A 23,531-nucleotide genomic window follows, 5' to 3' on the forward strand; every position below is an offset into this window, starting at 1 on the left:
ACCTGACAATCCGAACAGTTAATCTCTATGAGGTTACTTGAGCATGGCGGGTTACCTGCGCGAGATCGAGCAGTTCTCGCAACGCAACCGAAAACATTGCGTAGTCGGTCGTGGTCGTCGTCTGAGCCTGATTCACCATACTTAACCAGCGGTTCAGCAGCAGTGACTGCTCTTGCGCCCATGTTTCGATCGTATCATCTATTGTCTTCGACACGAGACCTGCGCTCAAAGATTGAGTAATACTGCGCACCTGCGACTCCAGATCATCCATATACGCCTCGCGAGCCATCGCCTGCCAATAGTTTTCAACGCGGGCATCACTCAGTTGCACAGCGAACCCGCTTAAGTTCAGGCGGTTCACGAGACCTGCGTATAGCTTTGCCACGGTCATGACAGAGACTCCGGTCTGTACCGACACATCAACTACTCCTAAACCTGAATATAGGTACCCAGGAGAAACAACTTTTTGACAAAGCTGTTCCGGCACGCCCTGCTCGACGAACACCTGCAAATGACTGTGCCAATCTTGCACACTTTGACCACTTAAATTTTCCGCGAATACTTGCTGAATATCCTCAAGAGGCTCGCAAAATCGATTTAACTCGAGGGACAAATCAAGCTCTCCCCGTCTGTTTCGCAAAAACCACCGCGTCATCCTCCGCACCCGCCGCATAAGATGCTGCATTAATTCTTGCTGAAGACCTTCTTCGACTGAAAAACTAAGGGCCTCGATAGCCGACCAAAGCGAAGCGATATTCCCGACTCGCTTTGCCAAATAATACGCCTTTGCGACAGTAACCACACTGACGCCGGCAGCGTCTTGCATACGCTGCACAAAAGTACAGCCCTGTGTGTTTACAATATCGTTTGCCAGTTGAGTAGCAATTATTTCTTTGCGTAACGCATGCTTGCGCAAAACATCGGGGTAGCGCGCGCGCATTGTTTCTGGAAATGCCAGCAAGCACAGCTCAGACAGCTCGACATCGCCACTGATCTCCTCTTTCGCCAGGTCCTCTTTCAAACCTACCTTTGCATAGGACAGAAGAACGGAAAGCTCTGGCCTGGTCAGCCCTGTGCCTTGCACCTGCCGTTCAAGAATTTGTTCGTCATCCGGCAAAAACTCCAGTGTTCGATTTAAGCGACCGGAAGACTCCAGTGAATGAATAAACCGCAACGTTTCCGCAATACGTAGGTGATTATCCCGGCTGGCTAGGCTCAGTGCCTGGGACTGCCGGTAGTTATTGTGTAAAACGTCAGCAGATACTTCGTCTGTCATTTCCACCAGTAAAGCATTGCGCTGATCAGCGGTTAACTCTTCATTTTTCACCAACTGAGATAATGCAATTTTGACATTCACCTCGTGATCTGAGCAGTCGACTCCTGCCGAGTTATCAATAAAGTCCGTGTTACATGCCCCACCATTCAAACAAAATTCTACGCGCCCCATCTGGGTCATGCCGAGGTTGCCGCCTTCTCCAAACACTTTACAACGTAAATCTTGGCCATTGACGCGAAGCATATCATTGGCCTTATCGCCTACTTGGGCATGATTTTCAGTACTGGCTTTAACGTAAGTGCCAATACCTCCATTCCAAATCAAATCAACCGGCGCCATAAGCAGAAGGTGGATCAGCTCAGCCGGAGCAAGTTTGGTCTCATTAATACCTAAGGCAGATTTTGCTTCAGAAGACAAGGTAATAGATTTGGCTGAGCGCTCGTACACCCCTCCCCCCTGGCTGATCAAACCGGCGCTGTAGTCACTCCACTGCGCACCGGGCGTAGAGAACAGGCGTTTGCGCTCTGCGAAACTCTTCGCTTGATCGGGATTCGGGTCAATAAATATGTGCAGATGATTAAACGCAGCCACGAGCTTAATTGACTCCGAACAAAGCATGCCATTACCAAAAACGTCGCCCGCCATATCACCCACACCGACAACAGTAATCGGATCATTTTGTACATCTATGCCCTGCTCTTTAAAATGCCTTTGCACACAAACCCAGGCACCTTTTGCCGTAATACCCATGGCTTTATGATCGTAACCCTGACTACCGCCGGACGCGAAAGCATCCCCCAACCAAAACCCAGCCTTGAGAGCAACATCGTTGGCAATATCCGAAAAAGTTGCCGTACCCTTGTCGGCAGCGACCACAAGGTACGGATCATTGTCGTCTTTGCTAAGGACATGGACAGGGGACACGATCTCATCGTTTTCAACGTTATCCGCAACTGACAAAAGCGCATCGATAAACAGGCGGTAACATTGTTTACCTTCGGCAAACTTCTCCTCCCGCGACAAGTTAGCCGCTTGCTTACACACAAACCCACCTTTAGCACCATTGGGCACGATGACGGCATTTTTTACTTGCTGAGCTTTGACCAGCCCCAGCACTTCGGTGCGATAGTCCTGTGGTCTATCTGACCACCGAAGTCCACCTCGGGCCACCTTACCACCGCGAAGGTGCACACCTTCGAAGCGGTTAGAATACACATACATTTCAAACATTGGCTTAGGCTCGGGAATGCCAGATAGTGACCGAGGCATTAACTTCAGGGCTAAATATTCGTTAATATCCGCTTTAAAATAGTTTGTGCGAACTGTTGCCTTCATCAAGTTCAAATACTGTCTAATTATTTTATCTTCGCTCAAGCTTTGAACCGACTCCAATTCGCCTTCTATATCCTTTATGCACTGAGATTCTAAAACTTGATTCGCCTTTTCAGGCGAAAACCGAAGATGAAACAGTTCGACAAGCTTTTGCGCAAGATGCGATTGATTGATTAGCGCTTCGGCGACATACTCAAACGAATACCCAAACAGTATTTGTTGCATATAGTTAGCGTAGGCTCGCAGCGTTATCACATCGCGCCAACCAATTCCGGCAGATAGCGTCAACCGGCCAAAAATATCACTTTCTGAATACCCCTCCCAAATGGCAAAAAATGCCTGTTTGAGCGCATCCTGAACATCGTCATTCGGCAGGTCATCGAGCATCGCTGGCTGCAGTATAAAATCGTGCAACCAAACTACCTCATCATTTTTACTGATCAGCTTGTAGGGGTACTCAGACAGCACTCGCAAACCAAAATTTTCAAGCAGCGGGATAATATCTGACAACGCTAAGGGTTCCGCAAGGTTATAAAGCTTTAAGCGTAAACGACCCGACGTTTGATCTACAGATATATCCATCCATAGTGGTGTCTTGCTCATTTGCTCCAGAATGGCGATGTCCTTGCATGCATCGATTTCACTAAAGGATTCCTGATACGCCGGGCCGAACGTATCCGCATAGGAGTTCACAAGGTGACGCGACTGCTCCTCATCATACTCGCGACGCAATTCAACCAACAATTTATCTTGCCAGCTTCGCACCATCGCCTCTACTTCGCGCTCAAGAAAAACAGGCTCTACGTCTGACGGAACATTGACACCAACCCGGAAAACGAAATGAACTCTAGCCAACAGGGATTCGGAAAAGAAGGTATTAAATTCCTCATCCAGCGCACCCACCTGCTTGCCGATATACGTCTGCATACGTTGGCGCACTTGCGTCGAAAACAGTTCCCTCGGCACGTATACCAAACAACTTACAAATTTCCCAAATCGATCTTTGCGCAGGAACAGCCGAACTTTATAGCGCTCATTGATCTCTAGTATGCCGCGAACCACATCATACAGTTCTGCTGCACTGGACTGGAAAAGCTCGTCGCGCGGAAAGGTCTCGACGACCTGCTCCATCGCTTTACCTTCGTGGCTCCAGGGCGTCAGCCCCATCCTCTCATACAGGTAGGCGACCTTTTCGCGAATCAGAGGAATACTCGCTGGCGATTCACTGTACACCGATGACGTATAAAGACCTAAAAATCGACACTCCCCAATAACTTTACCTGCATCATCATATCGTTTCACCACAACATAGTCGGGGTATGCACTGCGGTGAATTCTGGAGCGCTGAGGCGACTTCGAAAAGGCGACTGACGATGGTGACAAATAAAACCGGGCGACCCCTGGATGCGCATCATCGAGCACTTTTATTTTGATTTTTCCACCGCTGTCAAACAATCCCAGCCGCTTGTCTCTGTTTTCGACCAAGACTTCTTTTCCCTGACGACTTTCCAGATTAAATTCCGAATAACCAAGAAACGTAAAATGATCGTCAGCTAACCAGTTCAGAAACTCTCTGGCTTCATCGACATCAATGCACTCCACGCTGCTTTTCGTCGAGCCTAGCCTCTGTGCGCAATCAAGCATGGCTTGCCTTAGTGCGGGAAAGCCTGTGACCACCTTATCGATTTGCTCCAGAACTTCGGTCAGCGCCAGACTTATTTCCCGCAACTTGCGCGCGTCTCCTAACCTGCCGACCTCCATGTAGATCAGAGCCTCCGCATGATTATTACGCTTGGAGATACCCTCAATGGAAACCAGATCTCCGTCTTTGCGCACCGGAAGGTAAGGCGTACTCTTAATACTGTATATTGGAATATTACGATTAGCCAGCTCAATACGAATGGAATCGACCAAAAAAGGCATATCAGCCTGTCGCACAGCAATGACCGTAAAGGGACTTGACCACCCCAGACTGTCAACCCCGGGATTGACGACCTGCACTAATGGCAGATGTTGAGTGTTGTCCTTAATCATCCCCCACAGCCAACGCAGGCAGCCTGCAATGTCGCCCAACGGGCGGTCCACCAAATCCTCAAAGGGGAAGTGATGAAAAAATAACCTGACAAACTCTTCACTCAACGGGGCGTCTGAGCTGGGTTCTGCGGCAGCCACTTGCTCTGCGATGTAGTCGACGTCCAGTTTAAACACGGGCTTTTCCATTTCTCGCTCCAGTTACACTTACTACTTAACACTAGGAAAATCTTATAAGCCACTGTAAGCCTAGACGAATTTTGTTAAAACCGTTGAAATTCGGGGAACTGCCTCCACATCGTCAGTGTCAGAATCCGCGTTACGTTTACGGCTAAGATCGAACAAAAAACAACCAAGAGGCAACCAATGCAATTACAGGAGCAATTTCAGTCACTTAGCGCTTGGCTGAACAATCAGATTATTGGCCAGGAACACCTCGTACAACGCTTATTGATCACACTGCTCGCGGACGGACACCTCTTGGTGGAAGGCGCTCCCGGGCTTGCCAAGACAAAAGCCATTAAGACGTTGGCTGACGCCATTGAGGGCGACTACAATCGAATCCAGTTCACCCCCGACCTACTGCCCGCAGATGTGACAGGCACCGATATCTATCGCCCCGAACAGGGCGTGTTTGAGTTTCAGCCTGGGCCAGTTTTTCACAACCTAGTCCTGGCCGACGAAATCAACAGAGCGCCCGCGAAAGTCCAATCGGCACTGCTAGAAGCCATGGCCGAAAGACAGGTGAGTGTCGGCAACTCGACTTACCCTCTGCCGCCCCTGTTTATGGTCATGGCGACACAGAACCCAATTGAGCAGGAAGGCACCTATCCTCTACCCGAGGCTCAGCTGGACCGGTTTTTGATGCACGTCAATGTCGATTACCCAAGTGTGGAAGCGGAACGACGGATTCTGGCACTGGTTCGCGCAGAAGCGAAACAGGAAGCGGCCGATCAAGTGCCGCCATTGACCCAAACGGCCCTTTTCGAGGCGCGCAAAGAGATTCTCGGCCTTCACATGAGTGATGCCGTTGAAGAGTATATTGTCCAACTGATCAATGCCACACGCCGCCCGGGGCTATACAGCGAAAGTCTTGCCGGTTTACTAGAATACGGCGCCAGCCCCCGAGGCACCATTGCGTTAGAGCGCTGTGCCCGCGCGCACGCTTGGTTAAACGGCAAAGACTTTGTCAGCCCAGACGATGTCGCCGCGGTCATACACGACTGCTTGCGTCATCGCCTAATACTCAGCTTTGAAGCCGAAGCCGACGGCACGACTCGCGACCAGACCATCGACCAACTACTGAAGACGGTAGCCATAGCGTAATGTCTATCAACCAGGCTAACCAAAACGGCCACGGTGCTTATTGCTCAGTCAGTGGATTACTGCGCGAGCGATTTAACAGTCGCGACCTAAAACTGTTTGCCCCTCACCCCGTTAGAAGTGCGCAAACTGGGAGATTTAGAACGCGCTTTCGCGGCCGAGGCGTCGACTTTGAAGAGGTTAGGCTCTATCAGGCGGGAGATGATATCCGTTCTATCGACTGGCGTGTTACGGCACGAACCCAAGTACCCCACACCAAACTCTACAGTGAAGAACGTGAGCGTCCGGTGTACCTATTGTGCGATCAACGCTCTTGTCAATTCTTCGGCAGCGTTCAACATTTTAAGTCAACGCTTGCCTGCCACATTGCCAGCTGTATCGGCTGGGCGGCACTATCGTCCGGGGACCGGGTTGGCTCACTGGTGTTTGGGGACCACGATTTTCACGACAGTAGACCGAAGCGGAGTAAACATGCCGTTTTACAAATGATCCATCTACTGGAGCAATACAACCGAGCGTTGACCTCGCCAATCTCAGATGCACAATCCGTCTCCTTGGCCCAGATATTGAGCGACGGCAGGCGGATTGCCAAGCCGGGCTCCGCTTTGTTTGTCATCAGCGATTTCAGTGATTTAGACAGCGCCGCTGAAAAAGAGCTTTTTCACATGAGTCGGCACCTCGACGTTACACTCATTCAGGTGTTCGATCCACTTGAACGCCAGTTGGCAAGCCGAACCGCTCTTGCTATTAGCGACGGCGATCAACGCAAACTACTGCCCGTGCATCAAAAAAATTTCCAGCAGGCGTTCGAATCGTTGGCGCAACGCAAGCAACAACAACTCACTGACGTTTGCACCCGCCTACAAATTGAGCTACTGCCTATTTCAACGGCCGATGACTATGTAAAATTATTGCGTCAACGCTTTACCGCCTCGCCACGCATGGCAAGGAGGCGCTAAAGTATGGATCCACTCGCTCAACTCAATGACATTCATATCCCCGAACCTGTCAGCTGGTGGCCACTGGCGCCTTTGTGGTGGGTTATTATCACTGTGATTGTCGGTTTATGTGTTCTGGCTGCGTGGTTAGCGTTGCGACTCTATCGACGCAACGCCTATCGTCGTCAAGCATTACAGCAACTCAACCAGTTGGCAGGCGAATCAGTCACCCCAGGCGATATCAACCGAATATTGAAATCCGTCGCTATCACCGCGTATGGTAAGCGCGCCTGCGCCAGCCTGTACGGCCAAGCGTGGTTGGATTTTTTAGTCAGTAAAGCGCCCAGAATACAACCTCATCTGGCAACTCCAGCGGGTCAGGTTTTGGGAGGGGACAGCTACCGAGCCCATCCCCATTGCGACCCGCAGGTGTTACTTATCGCGGCCAGACTTTGGATTAAACAGCATAAATCATCCACCTCGGAGTTAGCCTATGTTTGAGCTAGCTTACCCCTGGTTACTGTTGTTACTGCCTGTCCCTCTCGCAATGCGTTGGATAAAGCCCGCAGCATCGGCCATCAGCGCGATTAAAGTACCCTTTTTTCAACAGCTCAGCCAATTGCCAATAGCAAAGCAGACTGGGCATAAATCGAACGCTACATTAGGCGTATTATGGTGTCTTTGGGCGTTGCTCGTAATCGCCGCCAGTGATCCTCTTTGGGTGGGCAAACCCACCGGAGTGCCATACTCAGGGCGTGATATGGTCTTGGCCGTCGACCTATCGCAAAGCATGCTGACGCCAGATATGCAGCCACCGGGCGTGGTCACGATGCAGTTTCAAAACAGCGAAAACTACAACCGGCTCGACGCGGTCAAAGCCGTTGTCGGCGATTTCATCGAACGCCGCACCGGCGACCGCATGGGGCTTATTCTGTTTGCCGACCAAGCGTACTTGCAGGCCCCCCTCAGTCACGACATGGTCACTGTTAATCAACTGCTACAGGAGGCTGAAGTAGGTTTTGCTGGCAGAGCCACAGCCATTGGCGATGCGCTGGGCCTTGCGATTAAGCGCTTGCAGGAACGCCCCGAAGGCAGTCGGCGTATAATTTTGCTCAGCGATGGCGCCAACACGGCCGGCGAAACTAACCCATTAGACGCGGCTAGCGTCGCCGCCAACATGGGCGTTAAAATCTATACCATCGCTTTCGGCTCAACCGAAAATATTCGCGGCACGACACGGCAAAGAGTTACCAATGAAGTTGACACCGAGACCCTGCAGCGTATTGCCAGTACCACCGATGGTGAATTTTTTCGCGCCGAATCTACCAAGGAGCTGGAACAGGTACATGAGCAACTCGATCAGCTAGAACCACTGGAGCTAGACGAACTAACCGTGCGCCCCGTTTTGCGTTTATTCTTTTGGCCGCTGGGCTTGGCACTTATATTATCGTGGGGCCTAGCCCTTAGCAAAATACATTGGCAAAGCCTCTTGGAACGAAAGGAGAAAGAAGTTTGAACCTTCTCGCTGACTTTCACTTGCTGCGTCCCTTGGCATTGCTCGCCCTGTTACCGCTGCTTTTGGCATTTATTGGTGTCTGGCTCAGTAAGCGTACAGGAAGTGGCTGGCAGCATTTCATTGCGGCCAACCTTTTACCTTATTTAAGCGAAAACAAAATCAATACAGGCTCCCGGGTGATGTTGTCTAGCCTGGGACTATTTTGGCTGTTGGGCTGTATCGCGTTAGCCGGGCCAACATGGCAACAAGCACCCAGTGAGGTCCACCAGAACACGGACGCGCTCGTGGTAATGCTCGATTTATCCCCCTCCATGGTAGGCAATGATGTAAAACCTTCGCGGCTCATACGAGCGCGGTTAAAAATTGCGGAACTGTTGAAACAACGCAACGAAGGAGATACTGCGCTCATAGCCTATGCCGACCAGGCACATGTCGTTACGCCGCTTACCGAGGACACAGAAACGATTGCTGCACTGTTACCGGCCCTGCACCCCCGAATGATGCCGGCAGCAGGCAGCCGGGTTGAAACAGCGATAGACCGCGCCGTAAAAATGCTTAGCGATGCCGGCTACAGCGCGGGCAGCTTACTACTGATTACCGATGGAGTTGCGCAGACAGCCGAAACGGCTATAACCAATTCTCTGGCAAACGAAAACTACCGTCTGTCCATTCTCGGCATCGGCTCCGATAAACCCGTGCCGATTCCGGCGGGCAACGGTGGTTTCATGCGGGACAGCCAAGGCAATGTCATTACTACATCGCTACACAGTGGTCGCTTACAACGCTTAGCACGAACCACAGGCGGCCGCTATGCAACGGCAACCTTTAACACCTCGGACCTGGAATACTTGCTTGCACCCAAACTGGATTTATCACTCGATCAGCACCGGCTCTCCGACAATAAAATGGATACCTGGCTCGACCGAGGACCGTGGTTAGTTTTGGCCATGTTACCTCTGGCTTTGTTGGCATTTCGTAGGGGTGTTCTGGTTTTGCTGCTGATTACAACGACCTGTTTGCTCGAGGTCCCGACCGTACAGGCGGCCCCTTCTCTGGCCGACAATTTATTGTTAACCCCAAACCAGCGGGGCGCAAAAGCTTTGGCCAACGATCAGGCAGAACGAGCTGCGCAAGAGTTTACTGACCCGGCTTGGCGCGGAACCGCACAGTATCGAGCCGGCCAGTACGAACAAGCAGCACAAACCTTTGCCACGCTCGATACCGCCCAAGCGCACTACAACCGGGGCAACGCTTTAGCACAACAAGGCAAGCTCGACGAGGCATCTGCCGCGTACGATAAAGCACTGCAATTGCAACCCGATATGCAAGACGCGGCCGCGAACAAAGCACTTGTCGAGCAACTCAAACAGCAGCAACAGCAGCAGAATAACCAAGAGTCTTCCGAACAGAACGACAGTGATCAGGCAGATCAAGATAAAAAACAGCAACAAAACCAGCCGTCAACCGGCCAGAGCTCTAGCGGCAATGAGGAGACGGAAAACAATCAGAATCAGGGGCAACAAAACAGCAGCAGTGCTGCTGGCAACCAGCCACAAGATGACAACCAGCCCAGCGCCAGCCAGCAAGAACAAGGACAAAGTTCTAGCAGCTCGGGAAACCAACAAGAGCGAGCCCAGGCAAGCGACGCGTCATCGAGCGAGGCACAAACCGCCGAGCAACAACAGGCTTCGCTTGACAGAGAAAAAGAAAACGATCAAACCCAAGAGCAGCAGCTCGCTGAGCTCGAGCAACCAATGACAGCAGAAGAACAAGAAAAGCGTCAAGCACAAGAACAATGGTTGAGAAAAATCCCCGACGACCCCTCTGGGTTACTGCGCAATAAATTTCAACATGAATACCGAAAAAACCGCATTGAGCGTCAATTTCAAGGGCTTAATGATTTTGGCAATGAGGAACAACGCTGGTAAGGCTATGATAAAACAAGAGCTAATCACATGGGCACGGGCCTTTATTCGACTCGCAGGTTGTGGACTGGCAGGGTTGACGCTTGTACTTTTTGCCGCAACAGCACATTCGGCGAACTTTACCGCTGAAGCCGCCCGTACCAACATAAATATCAATGACCAACTGGAAGTCACCTTTCGGCTTGAAAATGGCCCTGTCGATTCTGGCATCGATTTATCACCTGCACAGTCTGACTTTGAAATTTTAAACATTGAACGTCATGTCGAATCCTACACAGTAAACTGGGAAAAGAGTACATTTGTCGTCTGGCGCGCCACCTTGGCACCGAAGCGTTTAGGTCAGCTAACAATACCCGCTATAAATGTAGCAGGACAGCAATCAAACCCCATTACAATTAATGTGGCTGAACCACCTACGTCGGCAGCAGACCCCAACGCGGAAACTTTTCTCGAAGTAACAGCGGACAAAACAAGTGTTTATGTACAACAACAAATTTTACTGACCGCCAGGCTCTATTCGAAATACGCCTGGACGGGCAAAGAAATTAAAGATTTTGCACTCAATAATGCTTTAATTGAAGCGGTCAGTGAAGACGAATATATTACGGAGCTAGACGGAACCAAGCATCTGGTGTACGAAGTGACTTTCGCGCTCTATCCACAATCAAGCGGCACATTTGAAATACCAGGCTTTGACTACGCAGTCCAGCTTCGCTCCGGTTCATCACGCAGCTTGCTGAACCTTAACAATGGGCCTATTCGCCGGGGTAAAAGCCAACCGCTTTCTATTGAGGTAAAAAGTATTCCCGCCAGTAACGGCACTGGCGCATGGCTCCCTGCCAGCAAGGTTGAACTGAGCCAACACTTCAGTCGTTCGCCTGACGACTTAGTTGCGGGTGAGCCCGTTACCCGCCGCATAACCATTAACGCCCAAGGACTACACCCGACACAAATACCCCCCATTGAATTTGACGATATAGAAGGTTTTAGTGTCTACCGTGACAAAGCCCAGACCGACGAAACAAGAAGCGGTAGCGGTATTAATGCCAGCCGTATTGAAACTCTCGCCATGGTTCCCAATCAAGCGGGTAGATCTCGCCTGCCACCACTCACCTTGCGCTGGTACAACACATTAACCAACAGCTATGAGACAGCGACTTTGCCCGCCGTAGACGTTGTCGCAACGGCCCCCACAGGGAGTACGGCCACCTCAAACGACATAGCTGCGCCACCGCCTCAGCAAATTATAGATGCAGCAGGTAGCAAGGTTCGAATTGAGGAGAAAATCCCACTTTGGCTCATAGTCAGCCAAGTCTGCACACTCTTACTGGTCGCCGTTCTTTTACCATTGGCCTTACGCAAAAACTCACCGAAAGCGAACACCCAGGTAAGCGCTGACTCGGCGACAACCAAAGCGACATGGCAGACGCTAAAATCCGCCGCTACGCAAGATGATTTACGAGCACTGAGACAGGCAATTATCGCTTGGGCAAATGAAAAATTGCAGCATCCGATTAATAGCTTGAGTGGTATAAAACCCTATTTGTCCACCACTGAAGCCGAAGATCAACTAGACCTTCTTGAGCGCGCCTTATACAGCAAACAAACAACCAAGGTCGATACCACACTGTTGCTTAGGGATTTAAAGGCGTTACCAGACAAGGGCGCCACATCAAAGAATCTGAGCGGTTTACAAACTCTATACCCTAAAGAAAGCTAAGGAATCTCTGATTAGGTCTCTAGCTGGCTGTTGAAAAACCCTTACGTACTCAGACTCTCAGGCTGGTTCGTAATCTAGGCGTCCTTTTGACCGTGTGTGTCCACCCATCGAAAAAGGGCAACGACGAGTACGGGCCAGCCTGAAAGTCCCGCAGGGCGTGGCCTGATACGCACATCTGCTGCGCCTTGCCTCTAGCAAAGGGAACCACCCTGTCCGTCGAGACAAGACACAACATCTGCACGCTTCAGACTACGCTGAGCATGCATGGGGTTTTTCAACAGACTGCTAGGGGGAGATTGGGCCGTGCCCGCCCAGCGGGGTTTACAGAGGCCGCTGGAGACTTGATCTGAGGTTCCTAAAACCCCTAATGCCGAACAAGCAAGCATTAGGGGTGAACTTCACAGCTATTGTCGCTCTAACAGTTGTTGAACATCTTTCAACTGTTCCGCGTCTTCTTCTGATAGGTTATCTTGCAACAAATTGTTTATTTCGCTACCCGCTTTTTCGCGCAGCAAGTTCGTCACGTGATCCGCAACAGGCTGGAATATCTCAGCGGCGAGCTCTTTAGCCGTCACCCCACCTTCTCGATCGCCCAGGTTCTCCCGAACAATATCGTTCAGCTGATAGGTCTTTTGCTCCATCAGAGGAGAAATGATTTCGGTGGTAACATTAGTAAACGCCAAACGTCGAATAACGAATTTTGGCTCAGCGCCAGCGCCTTGCGCAGGTTCGGTACTGTTTGCGCCATCAACTTTATGCACAGCCAAACGTTCATGCAACTCCTGCAAATTGGTATGGCCATCGGCCAACTGCTCCATGGTCAGTTGTAGTCCGTCAATCAAGATTTCATCGAATACGATGATGTTTGATTCAAGGCTCGAGGGGTCAATATCGACCGCCACTTGATTCAAAGTGAAAAGCGTAGGCTCGCTAAACCCAGAAAAATTCTCAATGCTAAAGCCGTGTAATTCCGCCCTTGCTTCACTCAGGGTGAAGTTAGCGCTGTCTAGTGTAACTGGCGTTTGTAACAGTTCAGTCCCGACAGATTCAATGGTTGTTGCTACAAAGCCGTCTATATTCTTGTAAACCCAGTAAGAACAGCCACCGATTATTAAAACCAGCACTAATAATATAATCAGTAAAACCTTTAGTACCTTCATCTTATAACTCCATGTTTAAACAAAGTTTTTGACGCTACGTGCCAACTCGCATCCAGGCCGATTAATCCGTGAGAATTTATTGCTTTGCTTCAGTATCTTCATTAAGGTCCTTTAACGCATGGCGGGCTTTCTCAAGCTCCGATTCCACCGATGTGGCGATTGCATCCCAGCCTTCAACGATAACCGCATTGGCCTTCTTGACCATTGCTCCGACGGAATCTTCCTCGAGTGAGGCGATTAGCTCGTTTTGCACAGCCAACTGTTGCTGCAGCTGAATTATCTGATTTTGCTGTGAAACCAGCTGCCCTTGCATAACCTTTTGTCGCTCATACCCCAGATACAGAGCCCCGGCCTCGGCAAACAACAGAACCAGCATAACAAACACTAACAGTTTACCCATGATTCAAATGCCCCCAGTACATGCTTTTCAATCCAAAAACGCCTATCATAGCGTGACAATCGACAACGCACTACCGGCGCTACGTTTTATGGATAACAGCATCACCTTGCAAATTCTCAGCTTTTTCGCTCTCATCCTTACTCTAGCAATTCTGGGCCTTATTGTTACGGTTATTGTGCTTTACTTTATCGATATTAATCAAAGCACCCACACAATTCGACGTAACTACCCTGTTATTGGCCGGTTTCGGTACCTATTTGAGCACTTAGGCGAATTCTTCCGCCAATATTTCTTTGCTATGGATCGTGAGGAGATGCCCTTCAATCGAGCTGAACGCTCGTGGGTATACCGCTCGGCTAAAAATATCGACGCCAACATCGCATTCGGCTCTACCCGCGACCTTTCTTCCGCCGGTACGGTTATGTTTCTGAACGCTGCATTCCCCACCCTGGAAAAAGACGCGGCATTACCTGCCGAGGTCACCATAGGGCCTTATTGCCGCCAGCCTTACACCACTAAATCCCTTTTTAACATTAGCGCCATGAGTTATGGCGCGCTATCGGCACCTGCCGTACGCGCTCTTTCCGCTGGAGCCAAACAGGCTGGCTGCTGGCTGAACACCGGCGAAGGTGGGTTATCTCCTTTCCACCTGGAAGGTGGCTGCGACCTGGTGTTTCAGGTTGGTACGGCCAAATATGGCGTGCGCAATCAAGAGGGCAAGCTAAGCGATGACAAGCTGCGTAACATCGCCAATCGCGATCAGGTCAAAATGTTCGAGGTAAAACTGAGCCAGGGAGCGAAGCCCGGTAAAGGTGGCATACTGCCGGCCGAAAAAGTCTCTAAAGAAATTGCAGAAATTCGCGGCATTACTGAAGGTCATGCTTCCATCAGCCCCAATGGGCACCCAGATATTCGTTCAGTCGATGAACTGCTCGACTTGCTGGAGCATATTCGCGAGATAACCGGCAAGCCGGTTGGTTTTAAATCAGTCATCGGCGACCGTCAATGGTTAACCGACCTCGTTAACGCTATAAAGGTGCGCGGAATTGACCGGGCACCGGACTTTATTACCATTGACAGCTGTGACGGTGGCACAGGTGCTGCACCGCAACCGCTTATGGATTATGTTGGTCTGCCGCTCAAGGAAAGCTTGCCCTGGGTTTGTGATCTATTGACCCAAAACGGCCTGCGTGAACGTATCCGGGTCATTGCTTCTGGCAAGTTGATCACTCCGTCAAAAGTGGCTTGGGCAATCGCTTGTGGTGCCGACTTTACCGTCAGTGCTCGCGGTTTTATGTTTGCATTGGGCTGCATACAAGCCATGCAGTGCCACAAAAATACCTGCCCAACTGGGGTAACCACTCACGACCCAAAACTCCAACGCGGCCTTGTCCCCACAGACAAAGCGAAGCGCGTGGCCCATTATCAGCAAAATATGACTTATGGCGTTGGCATGCTAGCCCATGCCTGCGGAGTAGCTGAGCCGAGGCAGCTCAAACGCCAACACGTACACATCGTAACCCAGAGCGGAATGTCGGCCCCTATGAGTCAAATCCACCCGGAGCCGGTACGCCTCATTGACGACGCCAAGGAATCAACCGCCATTCTCGATAATTCGATGGAAATCAACAATGAATAGATACATGACCACTGCATTATTGGCCCTTGTTCTACTGCCCTCTATCCTGAGCGCTCAACCACCGCAAGGGGCCAGCCCAATCATTCGCGACCTAAGCTGGACCGATGAAAGTTTTCTCAATACCCAGCGCAAACGCATAACCCGCATTGCCAGTGAACAAATTGGCGTACCCATACGGGGCACCAGTGAAGATTTGGCGACACTGCAACGTATCATTGACCGGGAGTTAATAAGCCAAGATGACATATCCATGCAACAAGCACTTGGCGTCGTTATGGGCGATGCGATGCTGGCCGCCGAATCACAGTTGCGCTGGAAAGTATATGAAGACAACAGAGGCAACTCGCGCGCCCTGTGCGCCGCAAGCGTTAACGAATGCCTATTCCCTGTCACTATGCTGTCCCGACGCATGCGAGTGGGCTTAAAGCCTGATGTTAAAAAAATCTATTTAGATGCACTCTATTTAATCGCTGAAGATCTGCCACAACTACCCTATGGCGGTAAGCGCGAATACTCAATCTACTAGTTTAGCCGGTTTCAGGTTTATGGAAGCACTGTTTAACTCTACACTCGCCGTAACCATTGCAGAGATTGGCGACAAAACGCAATTACTGGCGCTGCTGCTTGTGGGGCGATTTGGCAAACCTTTAACCGTTTGTGTCGGCGTTTTCGTAGCGACTATTATCAACCATGGCATTAGCGCCTATTTAGGCGCGGAATTATCGCATTGGATTCCCAACAACTGGCTGCCCTGGATCATTGGCACCGGTTTTGCGGCTGTCGCAATCTGGACATTGATACCTGACAGTGTCGATGATGAAACGCCGCGCTATGACAAACTTGGCGCCTTCGGCGCAACCTGCCTACTGTTTTTTATCGCAGAAATTGGTGATAAAACTCAGATAGCGACGGTGGTATTAGCAGCGCATTATTCTGACGCTATTGTTGCGGTGGTGCTAGGCACCACGCTCGGGATGTTGTTGGCAAACATACCAGCCATTTACGGTGGCGCCTGGCTTTTAAAACGCATACCGATCACGATTATTCATCGTATTGCATTTGTTATATTTGCCAGTTTCGCTTTGCTCAGTTTCTACCAGGGCTATACGGCACTCTAAATACTGTCTTTTGCATCGGCAAATTTTTACAACGAGCGCCTTGTCGCAACATCCATGCTGCACCGCTGATACCACGGTAGAACATTATAGGTGAGCTCGGATGGCCTCAGCCTGCCTCGCCAACTCGTCACCATCAGTGGCTGTCACATTGGCGAAATCCAACTCTTGCATCTCGTCCATTGGCACCAAGTGAAGATGCGTATGCGGCACCTCAAGGCCCGCAATAATGACCGCCACTCTGGTCGCCGGAAAAGCTTTTTGCAAAGCTCTTGCAACCTTCTGACTAACGACGGTCAAATGTGCCATGGTGGCTTCGGGTAAATCGTACCAGTGATCGACTTCCTCTTTGGGAATCACCAATACATGACCAGGCTTAAGCGGCCCTATTGTCATAATCGCCACAGCCAGTTCGTCTTCGTAAACAAAATGTCCCGGTATTTCTCTGGCAATAATCTTTGAGAATATACTCGACATAATCACCTCTTCACCTGAAATCAATGAATTAAATCTTAAATGCTTCGAACCGCCCTTAATACACCGCCACACCAATCTTCATAAATGCTTTGGTCAATACATCATCGAGTTCTTCGAGCTGATGCTGTTCAATTTCTATAATTGAGCAATGTAAGTGTTTTAATTGTTCGCGCCGTGACAAATTAGCAGCGAGCTCTGCGGGACGTGGCGACTGCGGCCAAAACACAATGGCAACATCGATGCCCGGCAGATAAAAATCAACTTGCACAGGATTCTCCGCGCCACTTTCGCCGTTGGCCGTAAAAGAATAGCCTACCGCATGCACTAACCCCACACTGTACAGCCAATTATCAATCTGCGCCAAGCCGCCAACATGACAGACATGCCCATCCAAACACTGTTTAGCGTCGGGCTTCAGTGCTGCAACCGCTTGCTGCAAGCAAAGATTTTCCAATAGAGATTCCGGCCAGGTCGCGAATGGAATCGCTGTCGACTCACTTTCATGCTGCTGGCCCCCAACTTCAAGCCCGCGCTGAGTTACCTGCCAGCCATGTACATAGGGCTTCAGCCAGCCGAGAGTTGCCAGTAGACGATTCACTAAGCGTGCCGACAAGCCCAATTTTTGCGCAAGGTTGCGTGCTGTTAACGGAGCATCGGGCAGTAACCCCATCACACGATGGTGGCTTAGAGTCTCGGGCCAAACAATGTACTCTCCGTATTTGGGGTGACTGGCATAAGTGCCCCCCTCAAAACGGCCTTTAGCCGTGAGATGCCACTGGCCTTCCACTTTGACGATCCAACCACTCCTCGCCAATAAAACAAATAGCTCCTTACTCTCCTTGCCGATTGTTCTAGCCAAAGCCGTTGTCGAAAGGTGCTTAGGGTGATTGTCCGTCATCTTATTCCTCGCTTGAATGGGGCCAGATTACCATAAAGGTGAAAATATAGCTGGTCAAACCCTAACCAATACCTTATACTCCGCCCCCTTCAGTAAAGCCTCACCATCGTTCGGCCATAGCGCCGCTCCCTGTGAAGATCGCATCCTGCGACTTGAGTAGTGTAACGAGGTACTACTGATTGGAGAAAGAAGCTCCAGGATGTCTACCTTGAGATGTACTTACAGTCCATCCGGCAGGTAATACCTGCATCTGTTATGTGCGAAGGCGTTTGCCTTCAGGAATGACACGCAAGGCGCCCTCGCTCCGTAACATGCCCATTAGCGGCTGATTCACTAATACTGGCTCTCTCTGCCAGACTGGAACTATTGAATGCAAAATGAAAATGTAACATTTGCCGATTTGGGTTTAACTCAATCGGTGCTCGAAGCCGTGCAAAAAATTGGCTACGAAACCCCCTCTCCTATTCAAGCACAAGCGATCCCTGCACTCTTATCTGGCCAAGATATTGTTGGCCTGGCGCAAACCGGCACAGGTAAAACCGCCGCTTTTGCTCTGCCTATGCTGTGTCAAATTGACCCGACCAACAAAAGCACACAAGCTCTTGTATTGGCGCCAACCCGCGAGCTCGCCATTCAGGTGGCCGAAGCTTTAACCAGTTACGCCAAGGGCCTCAATGGCTTCCAGGTATTGCCCCTGTACGGCGGCCAGGACATGCGCGGACAACTGCGCCAGCTTAAACGCGGCGCTCAAGTCGTGGTGGGCACGCCAGGACGTGTGATGGATCACCTGCGTCGCGGTAGCCTCGACTTGTCCGGCCTGCGCAATCTGGTTCTGGATGAAGCCGATGAAATGCTGCGTATGGGTTTTATCGACGATGTATCGTGGATTCTGGAGCACACACCTGACACTCGCCAAACGGCACTTTTCTCAGCCACAATGCCAAAAGAAATTCGCCGTGTCGCCAGCACTTACTTGAAAGATCCACAAGAGATCAAGGTAGCCCGTGAAAGCAGTACCGGCTCCAATATTAATCAATCTTATTGGACAGTGAGCGGCACCAATAAACTGGACGCTCTAACCCGCATCCTCGAAGTTGAAGAGTTTGACGGCGTCATTATTTTCGTTCGCACCAAAACCGCAACGGTAGAACTGGCCGAAAAACTAGAGGCTCGAGGCTACAGCGCGGCAGCTATTAATGGTGATATGAATCAAGCCCTACGAGAGCGAGCCATCGACCGCCTCAAAACCAATAAGTTGGATATTCTGATTGCAACCGACGTGGCCGCGCGCGGCATTGATGTTGATCGCGTCAGTCACGTTGTAAACTACGACATTCCCTATGACAGTGAGGCTTACGTACACCGTATTGGCCGCACCGGTCGCGCCGGCCGCTCGGGCAAAGCAATCCTGTTCGTAGCCCCACGCGAAAAGCGCCTGCTGTACGCCATTGAAAAAATGACTGGCCAGCGCATTGAGCCTATGACTCTACCCAGTGGTAGTGCCGTCACCGACGCGCGCACCGGCCAGTTTATGCAAAAGATTACCGATGTATTGCAAGGTGAAGAAGACCTGACCTTTATCGACGAGCTACTGGCAAACTACTCTAACGAAACAGGAGAAAGCCCAGAGCGCATCGCAACAGCTTTAGCCTACATGCTGCAAAAAGATCGCCCACTGCAGGTTAAGTTTGCCGATATTAAACCATCGCGCGAGCGCGAAGGTGGCCAGCGCGGTGATCGTGGTGAACGAGGCGCTGACCGTGGTGGCGAACGTCGTCGTCGCAGTTCAGCTCCGGAAGAAGGCATGAAGCGCTTTCGCATTGAGGTTGGCCGTACTCACGGTGCACGCCCTGGCGATATTGTTGGCGCCATTGCTAACGAAGCGGGTTTAAGCAGCAAACAGATTGGCCAGATCAAGTTGTTCGACAACTTCTCGACGCTGGATTTACCGTCGGATCTGTCAGGTTCACAAGAGCAAAAAATTGCCCGTATCCATGTGCGCGGCCAAGTGTTGTCACTGAGTGCCGACCGGGGCCCAGGTGCCCCACGCAAAGGCAAACCGAAGTTCAAAGGCAAGAAAAAACAAGCGTAAGCTCAATAACAAAAAGGCCCGGGATTCCCGGGCCTTTTTCATTACAAAACATTTATACATTCAAGTCACTGCCAATCCGATTAACATCGTGCTAGCACACAGAACTTACTGATTGACTCAACTCCAATGGCAACAATATTCGACTAACCGTAACCGACGCTTTAAGTTGCGTGATAAGTTAGGCGTATTGTAGCTTAACCGAACCCGCGCCAAAGTCATCTCGCAACCGCTGCAGCAACTCGTCTTCCGGGCGCACACTCCACTCGCCGCCCAATACGATCTGACACTTTGCATCTGAGCGATGATAATCAATAATTATTGGACAACGCCCATCGCGATAAGGCTCTAAACACTGCTGCAAGGTTTGCCCCAGTGAGTTATTAAGGTCACCCGCGTTGAGGACAAGCTTTAACGCCCTCGCCTTATCTTGCCGAACCTCAGCAAGAGGCTTAACCGAATCGGCTGACATCTTTAATGCATTGCTGTAATCATCGAATTTAGCCTGGCCTTCAATTACCAATAAGGCATCCTTCACCAATAGTTCGCGACATTCATTGAAAGTATCGGAGAACACGGCAATCTCAATACGACCGGTGCGATCGTCGAGTGTGATAAATGCCATAGTGTCGCCGCGCTTGGTTTTCATGGTGCGCGTCGCCACCACCAATCCACCCACTCTCTGTGCGTTCTTATCGGCGGCAAGGTTGCTTATTCTGGTTGAGACAAGGTGATTGATTTCCTGCTCGTACTCATCAATCGGGTGGCCTGTCAGGTAAAGTCCTAGAGTCTCGTTTTCTGCCTGTAGTCGCTCTTTCATCGACCAGGGACGCACACGGGTAAACTCGCTGTAAGTATCTTCCAGACTCTGAGAAGTCGGAATAACTTCACCGAACAAGTCGGTCATACCGGCATTTGCATTAGCCGCGCTTTGCTCCGCTGTTTTTACCGCTTCGGTAATCGCTGCAAACATTACGGCGCGATCCTGATCAAGACCGCGTCCCGGCCCCAGGTTATCGGCCGCACCTGAACGTATCACAGCCTCAAGCGCACGCTTATTGACCTTGCGTGCATCCACTCTTGCACAAAAATCAAATAAATCTTTAAAAGGGCCACCTTCACTACGCGCCGCAATAATGCTGTCCACCGGCCCTTCACCCAGCCCCTTAATTGCACCAAGCCCATAAATAATATTGTTGTCATCGTCGACGGTGAACTTGAGTTCGCCACGATTCACATCCGGCGGCAAGAGTGTCAGGCCCATATTGCGACACTCTTCAATAAAGGTAACCACCTTGTCGGTCTTATCCATATCCGAACTCATGGTGGCCGCCATAAAATGAGCCGGGTAATGTGTTTTAAGCCACGCGGTCTGATAAGAGACCAGAGCATAGGCGGCCGAGTGAGATTTGTTAAAACCGTAGCCGGCAAACTTTTCAACCAGATCAAAGATCTTCATTGCCAGCGTTGCATCAATTCCCTTGGACTTGGCACCCTCTTCAAAGCTTACCCGCTGCTTTGCCATCTCTTCGGGTTTTTTCTTACCCATTGCACGACGCAACAAATCAGCGCCACCGAGACTGTAACCGGCAAGCTCCTGCGCGATCTGCATCACCTGCTCTTGGTATACGATAACGCCATAGGTTGGCTTTAGTATTGGCTCTAAGAATTCATGCTGGTATTTCGCGTCGGGATAAGCCACCTCGGCCTTGCCGTGCTTGCGGTTCACAAAGTCGGTAACCATGCCCGAGTCGAGCGGACCTGGACGGAACAAGGCCACCAGGGCAATCATGTCTTCCAGGTTATCGGGCTTCAGCCGTTTAATCAGATCCTTCATGCCACGCGACTCAAGCTGAAACACCGCCGTGGTTTCCGCGCGCTTCAGTAATTTGAACGTCTCGGCGTCCTGTAAGTCAATTTCTTCAATGATTAGTGGGGGGAGGTCTTGTTTACCGCGCTGAGCATTAATCATCTCCATGGCCCAGTCGATAATCGTGAGTGTGCGCAGCCCCAAAAAGTCAAACTTTACAAGGCCAGCCTCTTCCACATCATTCTTATCGTACTGGGTGACCAACCCTTTACCGTTCTCATCACAGTACAGGGGGGAGAAGTCGGTCAACTTGTTAGGGGCAATCACTACACCCCCGGCGTGCTTACCCACGTTGCGGGTTAAGCCTTCAAGCTTAACCGCCATTTCCCAAATTTCCTGGGCGTCGGCATCGGTCTCTAGCATTTCACGAAGTTGTTCGACTTCTTCCAATGCGGCTTTCAGAGTCATGCCTGGTGTCGGGGGTATCAACTTGGAGAGCTTATCGGCCAAGCCGTAGGACTTACCCAATACCCGGGCGACATCGCGTACCACAGCCTTTGCCGCCATGGTGCCGAACGTAATAATCTGACTTACCGCCTCGCGCCCATACGCGTCCGCCACATAACTAATGACGCGATCGCGGTTCTCCATGCAAAAATCAACGTCGAAGTCAGGCATGGAAACCCGCTCAGGATTCAAAAAACGCTCAAACAGCAAGTCGTATTGCAGTGGATCAAGATCGGTAATTTTCAGGGAGTAAGCGACCAGCGAGCCCGCACCAGAACCCCGGCCAGGCCCGACAGGAATGGCGTTATCTTTTGCCCACTGGATAAAATCCATTACGATTAGAAAGTACCCGGGAAACCCCATCTGTAGGATAATATCAAGCTCGAAACGCAAGCGGTCCAGATACAATGCCCGCTTACTGTCTCGCTCAGGATCATCGGCAGCAAGGATCTTTTCAAGCCGTGCCTCAAGGCCGTCGTGGCACACTTTTTCGAAGAACTGGTTTTCCGTCAATCCTTCGGGAATCGGGTATTGTGGTAAAAAATACTCACCCAAATGAATATTGACGTTGCATCTTTTAGCGATCTCTACCGAGTTGGCCAGTGCTTCCGGTATATCACTGAACAGTTCCTGCATTTCTTCGCCACTTCGCAAGTACTGCTGATCACTGTAGCGCCGCTCACGACGTGGGTCATCAAGAGCTCGCCCCTCTGCAATGCATACGCGAGCCTCATGGACTTCAAAGTCATCCGCACTTAAAAACCGAACATCATTAGTCGCTACCACCGGGCACTGCAGATCAGTGGCTAACTCAACGGCCTGATGCAGATAATTTTCTTCGTACTCGCGGCCAGTTCGCTGCAGCTCGAGATAATAACGACCCGGGAATTCGGCCATCCAGCGTTCAGCTGTGGCTTTGGCTTGAGCTTTGCGACCGGCTAACAGGTCCATACCCACATCACCGATACGGCCACCAGACAACACGATAACCCCTTCGCCATGCTCCGTTATCCATTCGCGCTGAACAAAAGCCTCCCCTTGTTGCTGACCTTTCTGATACGCCAAGGAAATAATTTTAATGATATTTTTGTAGCCTGCGTCATCCATTGCAAGCAGCGTAACTAAAGAAGCCTTAGCCTCACTATCGGCGCCCATTATAAAGAAGTCGCTTCCCACAATAGGCTTGATGCCGGCGCCCTGCATAGCCTTGTAGTACTTGATTAATCCGTAGAAATTGGTCTGGTCGGTAATAGCGCAAGCTGGCATAGCCTGCTCTTGCAAATGAGCGGCTAACGGCTTAATCCGAATAAGGCTATCGGACAGTGAATACTCTGTGTGCAGTCGAAGGTGAACAAATGGAGTCGTCATAAAATTC

16 protein-coding genes are annotated in these 23,531 nt (G+C 50.7%); 10 read left to right on the forward strand and 6 right to left on the reverse strand.

Going from position 1 to position 23,531, the window contains the following annotated elements; genetic code table 11:
- Positions 1–25: 25 nt before the first annotated feature.
- On the reverse strand, positions 26–4,828 hold the full coding sequence (locus QWI17_RS07950; protein ID WP_302721982.1) for an NAD-glutamate dehydrogenase: 4,803 nt from the start codon (positions 4,826–4,828) through the stop codon (positions 26–28).
- 177 nt (positions 4,829–5,005) lie between these two features.
- Here QWI17_RS07950 and QWI17_RS07955 point away from each other — a divergent pair, with 177 nt between their 5' ends.
- From QWI17_RS07955 to QWI17_RS07980, 6 genes are read left to right on the forward strand one after another with little or no spacing between them, the layout of a single operon-like run.
- Positions 5,006–5,965: an AAA family ATPase gene (locus QWI17_RS07955; protein WP_302721983.1), complete on the forward strand. Its 960-nt coding sequence runs from the start codon at positions 5,006–5,008 to the stop codon at positions 5,963–5,965.
- The gene (locus QWI17_RS07960) at positions 5,965–6,921 is read left to right on the forward strand and encodes a DUF58 domain-containing protein (protein WP_302721984.1); all 957 of its coding nucleotides are present in this window, start codon (positions 5,965–5,967) and stop codon (positions 6,919–6,921) included. Before QWI17_RS07955 ends, QWI17_RS07960 begins: the two co-directional genes overlap by 1 nt.
- Positions 6,922–6,924: 3 nt before the next feature.
- A complete protein-coding gene (locus tag QWI17_RS07965) occupies positions 6,925–7,401 on the forward strand; it encodes a DUF4381 domain-containing protein (protein WP_302721985.1) in 477 nt (158 codons plus the stop codon).
- Entirely contained in the window at positions 7,394–8,416 is a 1,023-nt protein-coding gene (locus QWI17_RS07970) for a vWA domain-containing protein (protein WP_302721986.1), read from the forward strand. The genes QWI17_RS07965 and QWI17_RS07970 overlap by 8 nt, the downstream gene beginning before the upstream one ends.
- On the forward strand, positions 8,413–10,344 hold the full coding sequence (locus tag QWI17_RS07975) for a VWA domain-containing protein (protein ID WP_302721987.1): 1,932 nt from the start codon (positions 8,413–8,415) through the stop codon (positions 10,342–10,344). Before QWI17_RS07970 ends, QWI17_RS07975 begins: the two co-directional genes overlap by 4 nt.
- 4 nt (positions 10,345–10,348) lie before the next feature.
- The gene (locus QWI17_RS07980; RefSeq protein WP_302721988.1) at positions 10,349–12,061 is read left to right on the forward strand and encodes a BatD family protein; all 1,713 of its coding nucleotides are present in this window, start codon (positions 10,349–10,351) and stop codon (positions 12,059–12,061) included.
- Between the two features lie 404 nt (positions 12,062–12,465).
- Here QWI17_RS07980 and QWI17_RS07985 read toward each other — a convergent pair whose 3' ends face one another.
- Positions 12,466–13,221 (reverse strand): DUF748 domain-containing protein, encoded by a 756-nt coding sequence (locus QWI17_RS07985; RefSeq protein ID WP_302721989.1) that lies wholly within the window; start codon positions 13,219–13,221, stop codon positions 12,466–12,468.
- A 76-nt stretch (positions 13,222–13,297) separates the two neighbouring features.
- Positions 13,298–13,621: a hypothetical protein gene (locus tag QWI17_RS07990; protein WP_302721990.1), complete on the reverse strand. Its 324-nt coding sequence runs from the start codon at positions 13,619–13,621 to the stop codon at positions 13,298–13,300.
- 88 nt (positions 13,622–13,709) lie between these two features.
- On the opposite strand from QWI17_RS07990, the gene QWI17_RS07995 reads away from it, so the two are divergent.
- Genes QWI17_RS07995 through QWI17_RS08005 form a run of 3 tightly spaced genes read left to right on the forward strand, consistent with a single transcriptional unit; the run spans position 13,710 to position 16,378 of the window.
- Positions 13,710–15,260, forward strand: coding sequence for an FMN-binding glutamate synthase family protein (locus tag QWI17_RS07995; RefSeq protein WP_302721991.1), 1,551 nt, complete (start codon positions 13,710–13,712; stop codon positions 15,258–15,260).
- Positions 15,253–15,786, forward strand: coding sequence for a DUF3806 domain-containing protein (locus QWI17_RS08000; RefSeq protein ID WP_302721992.1), 534 nt, complete (start codon positions 15,253–15,255; stop codon positions 15,784–15,786). The genes QWI17_RS07995 and QWI17_RS08000 overlap by 8 nt, the downstream gene beginning before the upstream one ends.
- A 19-nt stretch (positions 15,787–15,805) precedes the next feature.
- Positions 15,806–16,378, forward strand: a complete 573-nt coding sequence (locus QWI17_RS08005; RefSeq protein WP_302721993.1) for a TMEM165/GDT1 family protein — start codon at positions 15,806–15,808, stop codon at positions 16,376–16,378.
- A gap of 84 nt (positions 16,379–16,462) precedes the next feature.
- Here QWI17_RS08005 and QWI17_RS08010 read toward each other — a convergent pair whose 3' ends face one another.
- Complete coding sequence (locus tag QWI17_RS08010) at positions 16,463–16,852, reverse strand: HIT family protein (RefSeq protein WP_302721994.1); 390 nt, start codon at positions 16,850–16,852, stop codon at positions 16,463–16,465.
- 55 nt (positions 16,853–16,907) lie between these two features.
- Positions 16,908–17,750 (reverse strand): 4-alpha-glucanotransferase, encoded by an 843-nt coding sequence (locus QWI17_RS08015; protein ID WP_302721995.1) that lies wholly within the window; start codon positions 17,748–17,750, stop codon positions 16,908–16,910.
- A 370-nt stretch (positions 17,751–18,120) separates the two neighbouring features.
- On the opposite strand from QWI17_RS08015, the gene QWI17_RS08020 reads away from it, so the two are divergent.
- A complete protein-coding gene (locus QWI17_RS08020) occupies positions 18,121–19,842 on the forward strand; it encodes a DEAD/DEAH box helicase (protein WP_302721996.1) in 1,722 nt (573 codons plus the stop codon).
- Between the two features lie 178 nt (positions 19,843–20,020).
- Here QWI17_RS08020 and dnaE read toward each other — a convergent pair whose 3' ends face one another.
- Entirely contained in the window at positions 20,021–23,524 is a 3,504-nt protein-coding gene (dnaE, locus tag QWI17_RS08025; protein ID WP_302721997.1) for a DNA polymerase III subunit alpha, read from the reverse strand.
- Between the last annotated feature and the right edge of the window lie 7 nt (positions 23,525–23,531).

Origin of the sequence: Gilvimarinus gilvus (genome assembly GCF_030518155.1) — a bacterium.
In the GTDB taxonomy this organism is placed as follows: domain Bacteria; phylum Pseudomonadota; class Gammaproteobacteria; order Pseudomonadales; family Cellvibrionaceae; genus Gilvimarinus; species Gilvimarinus gilvus.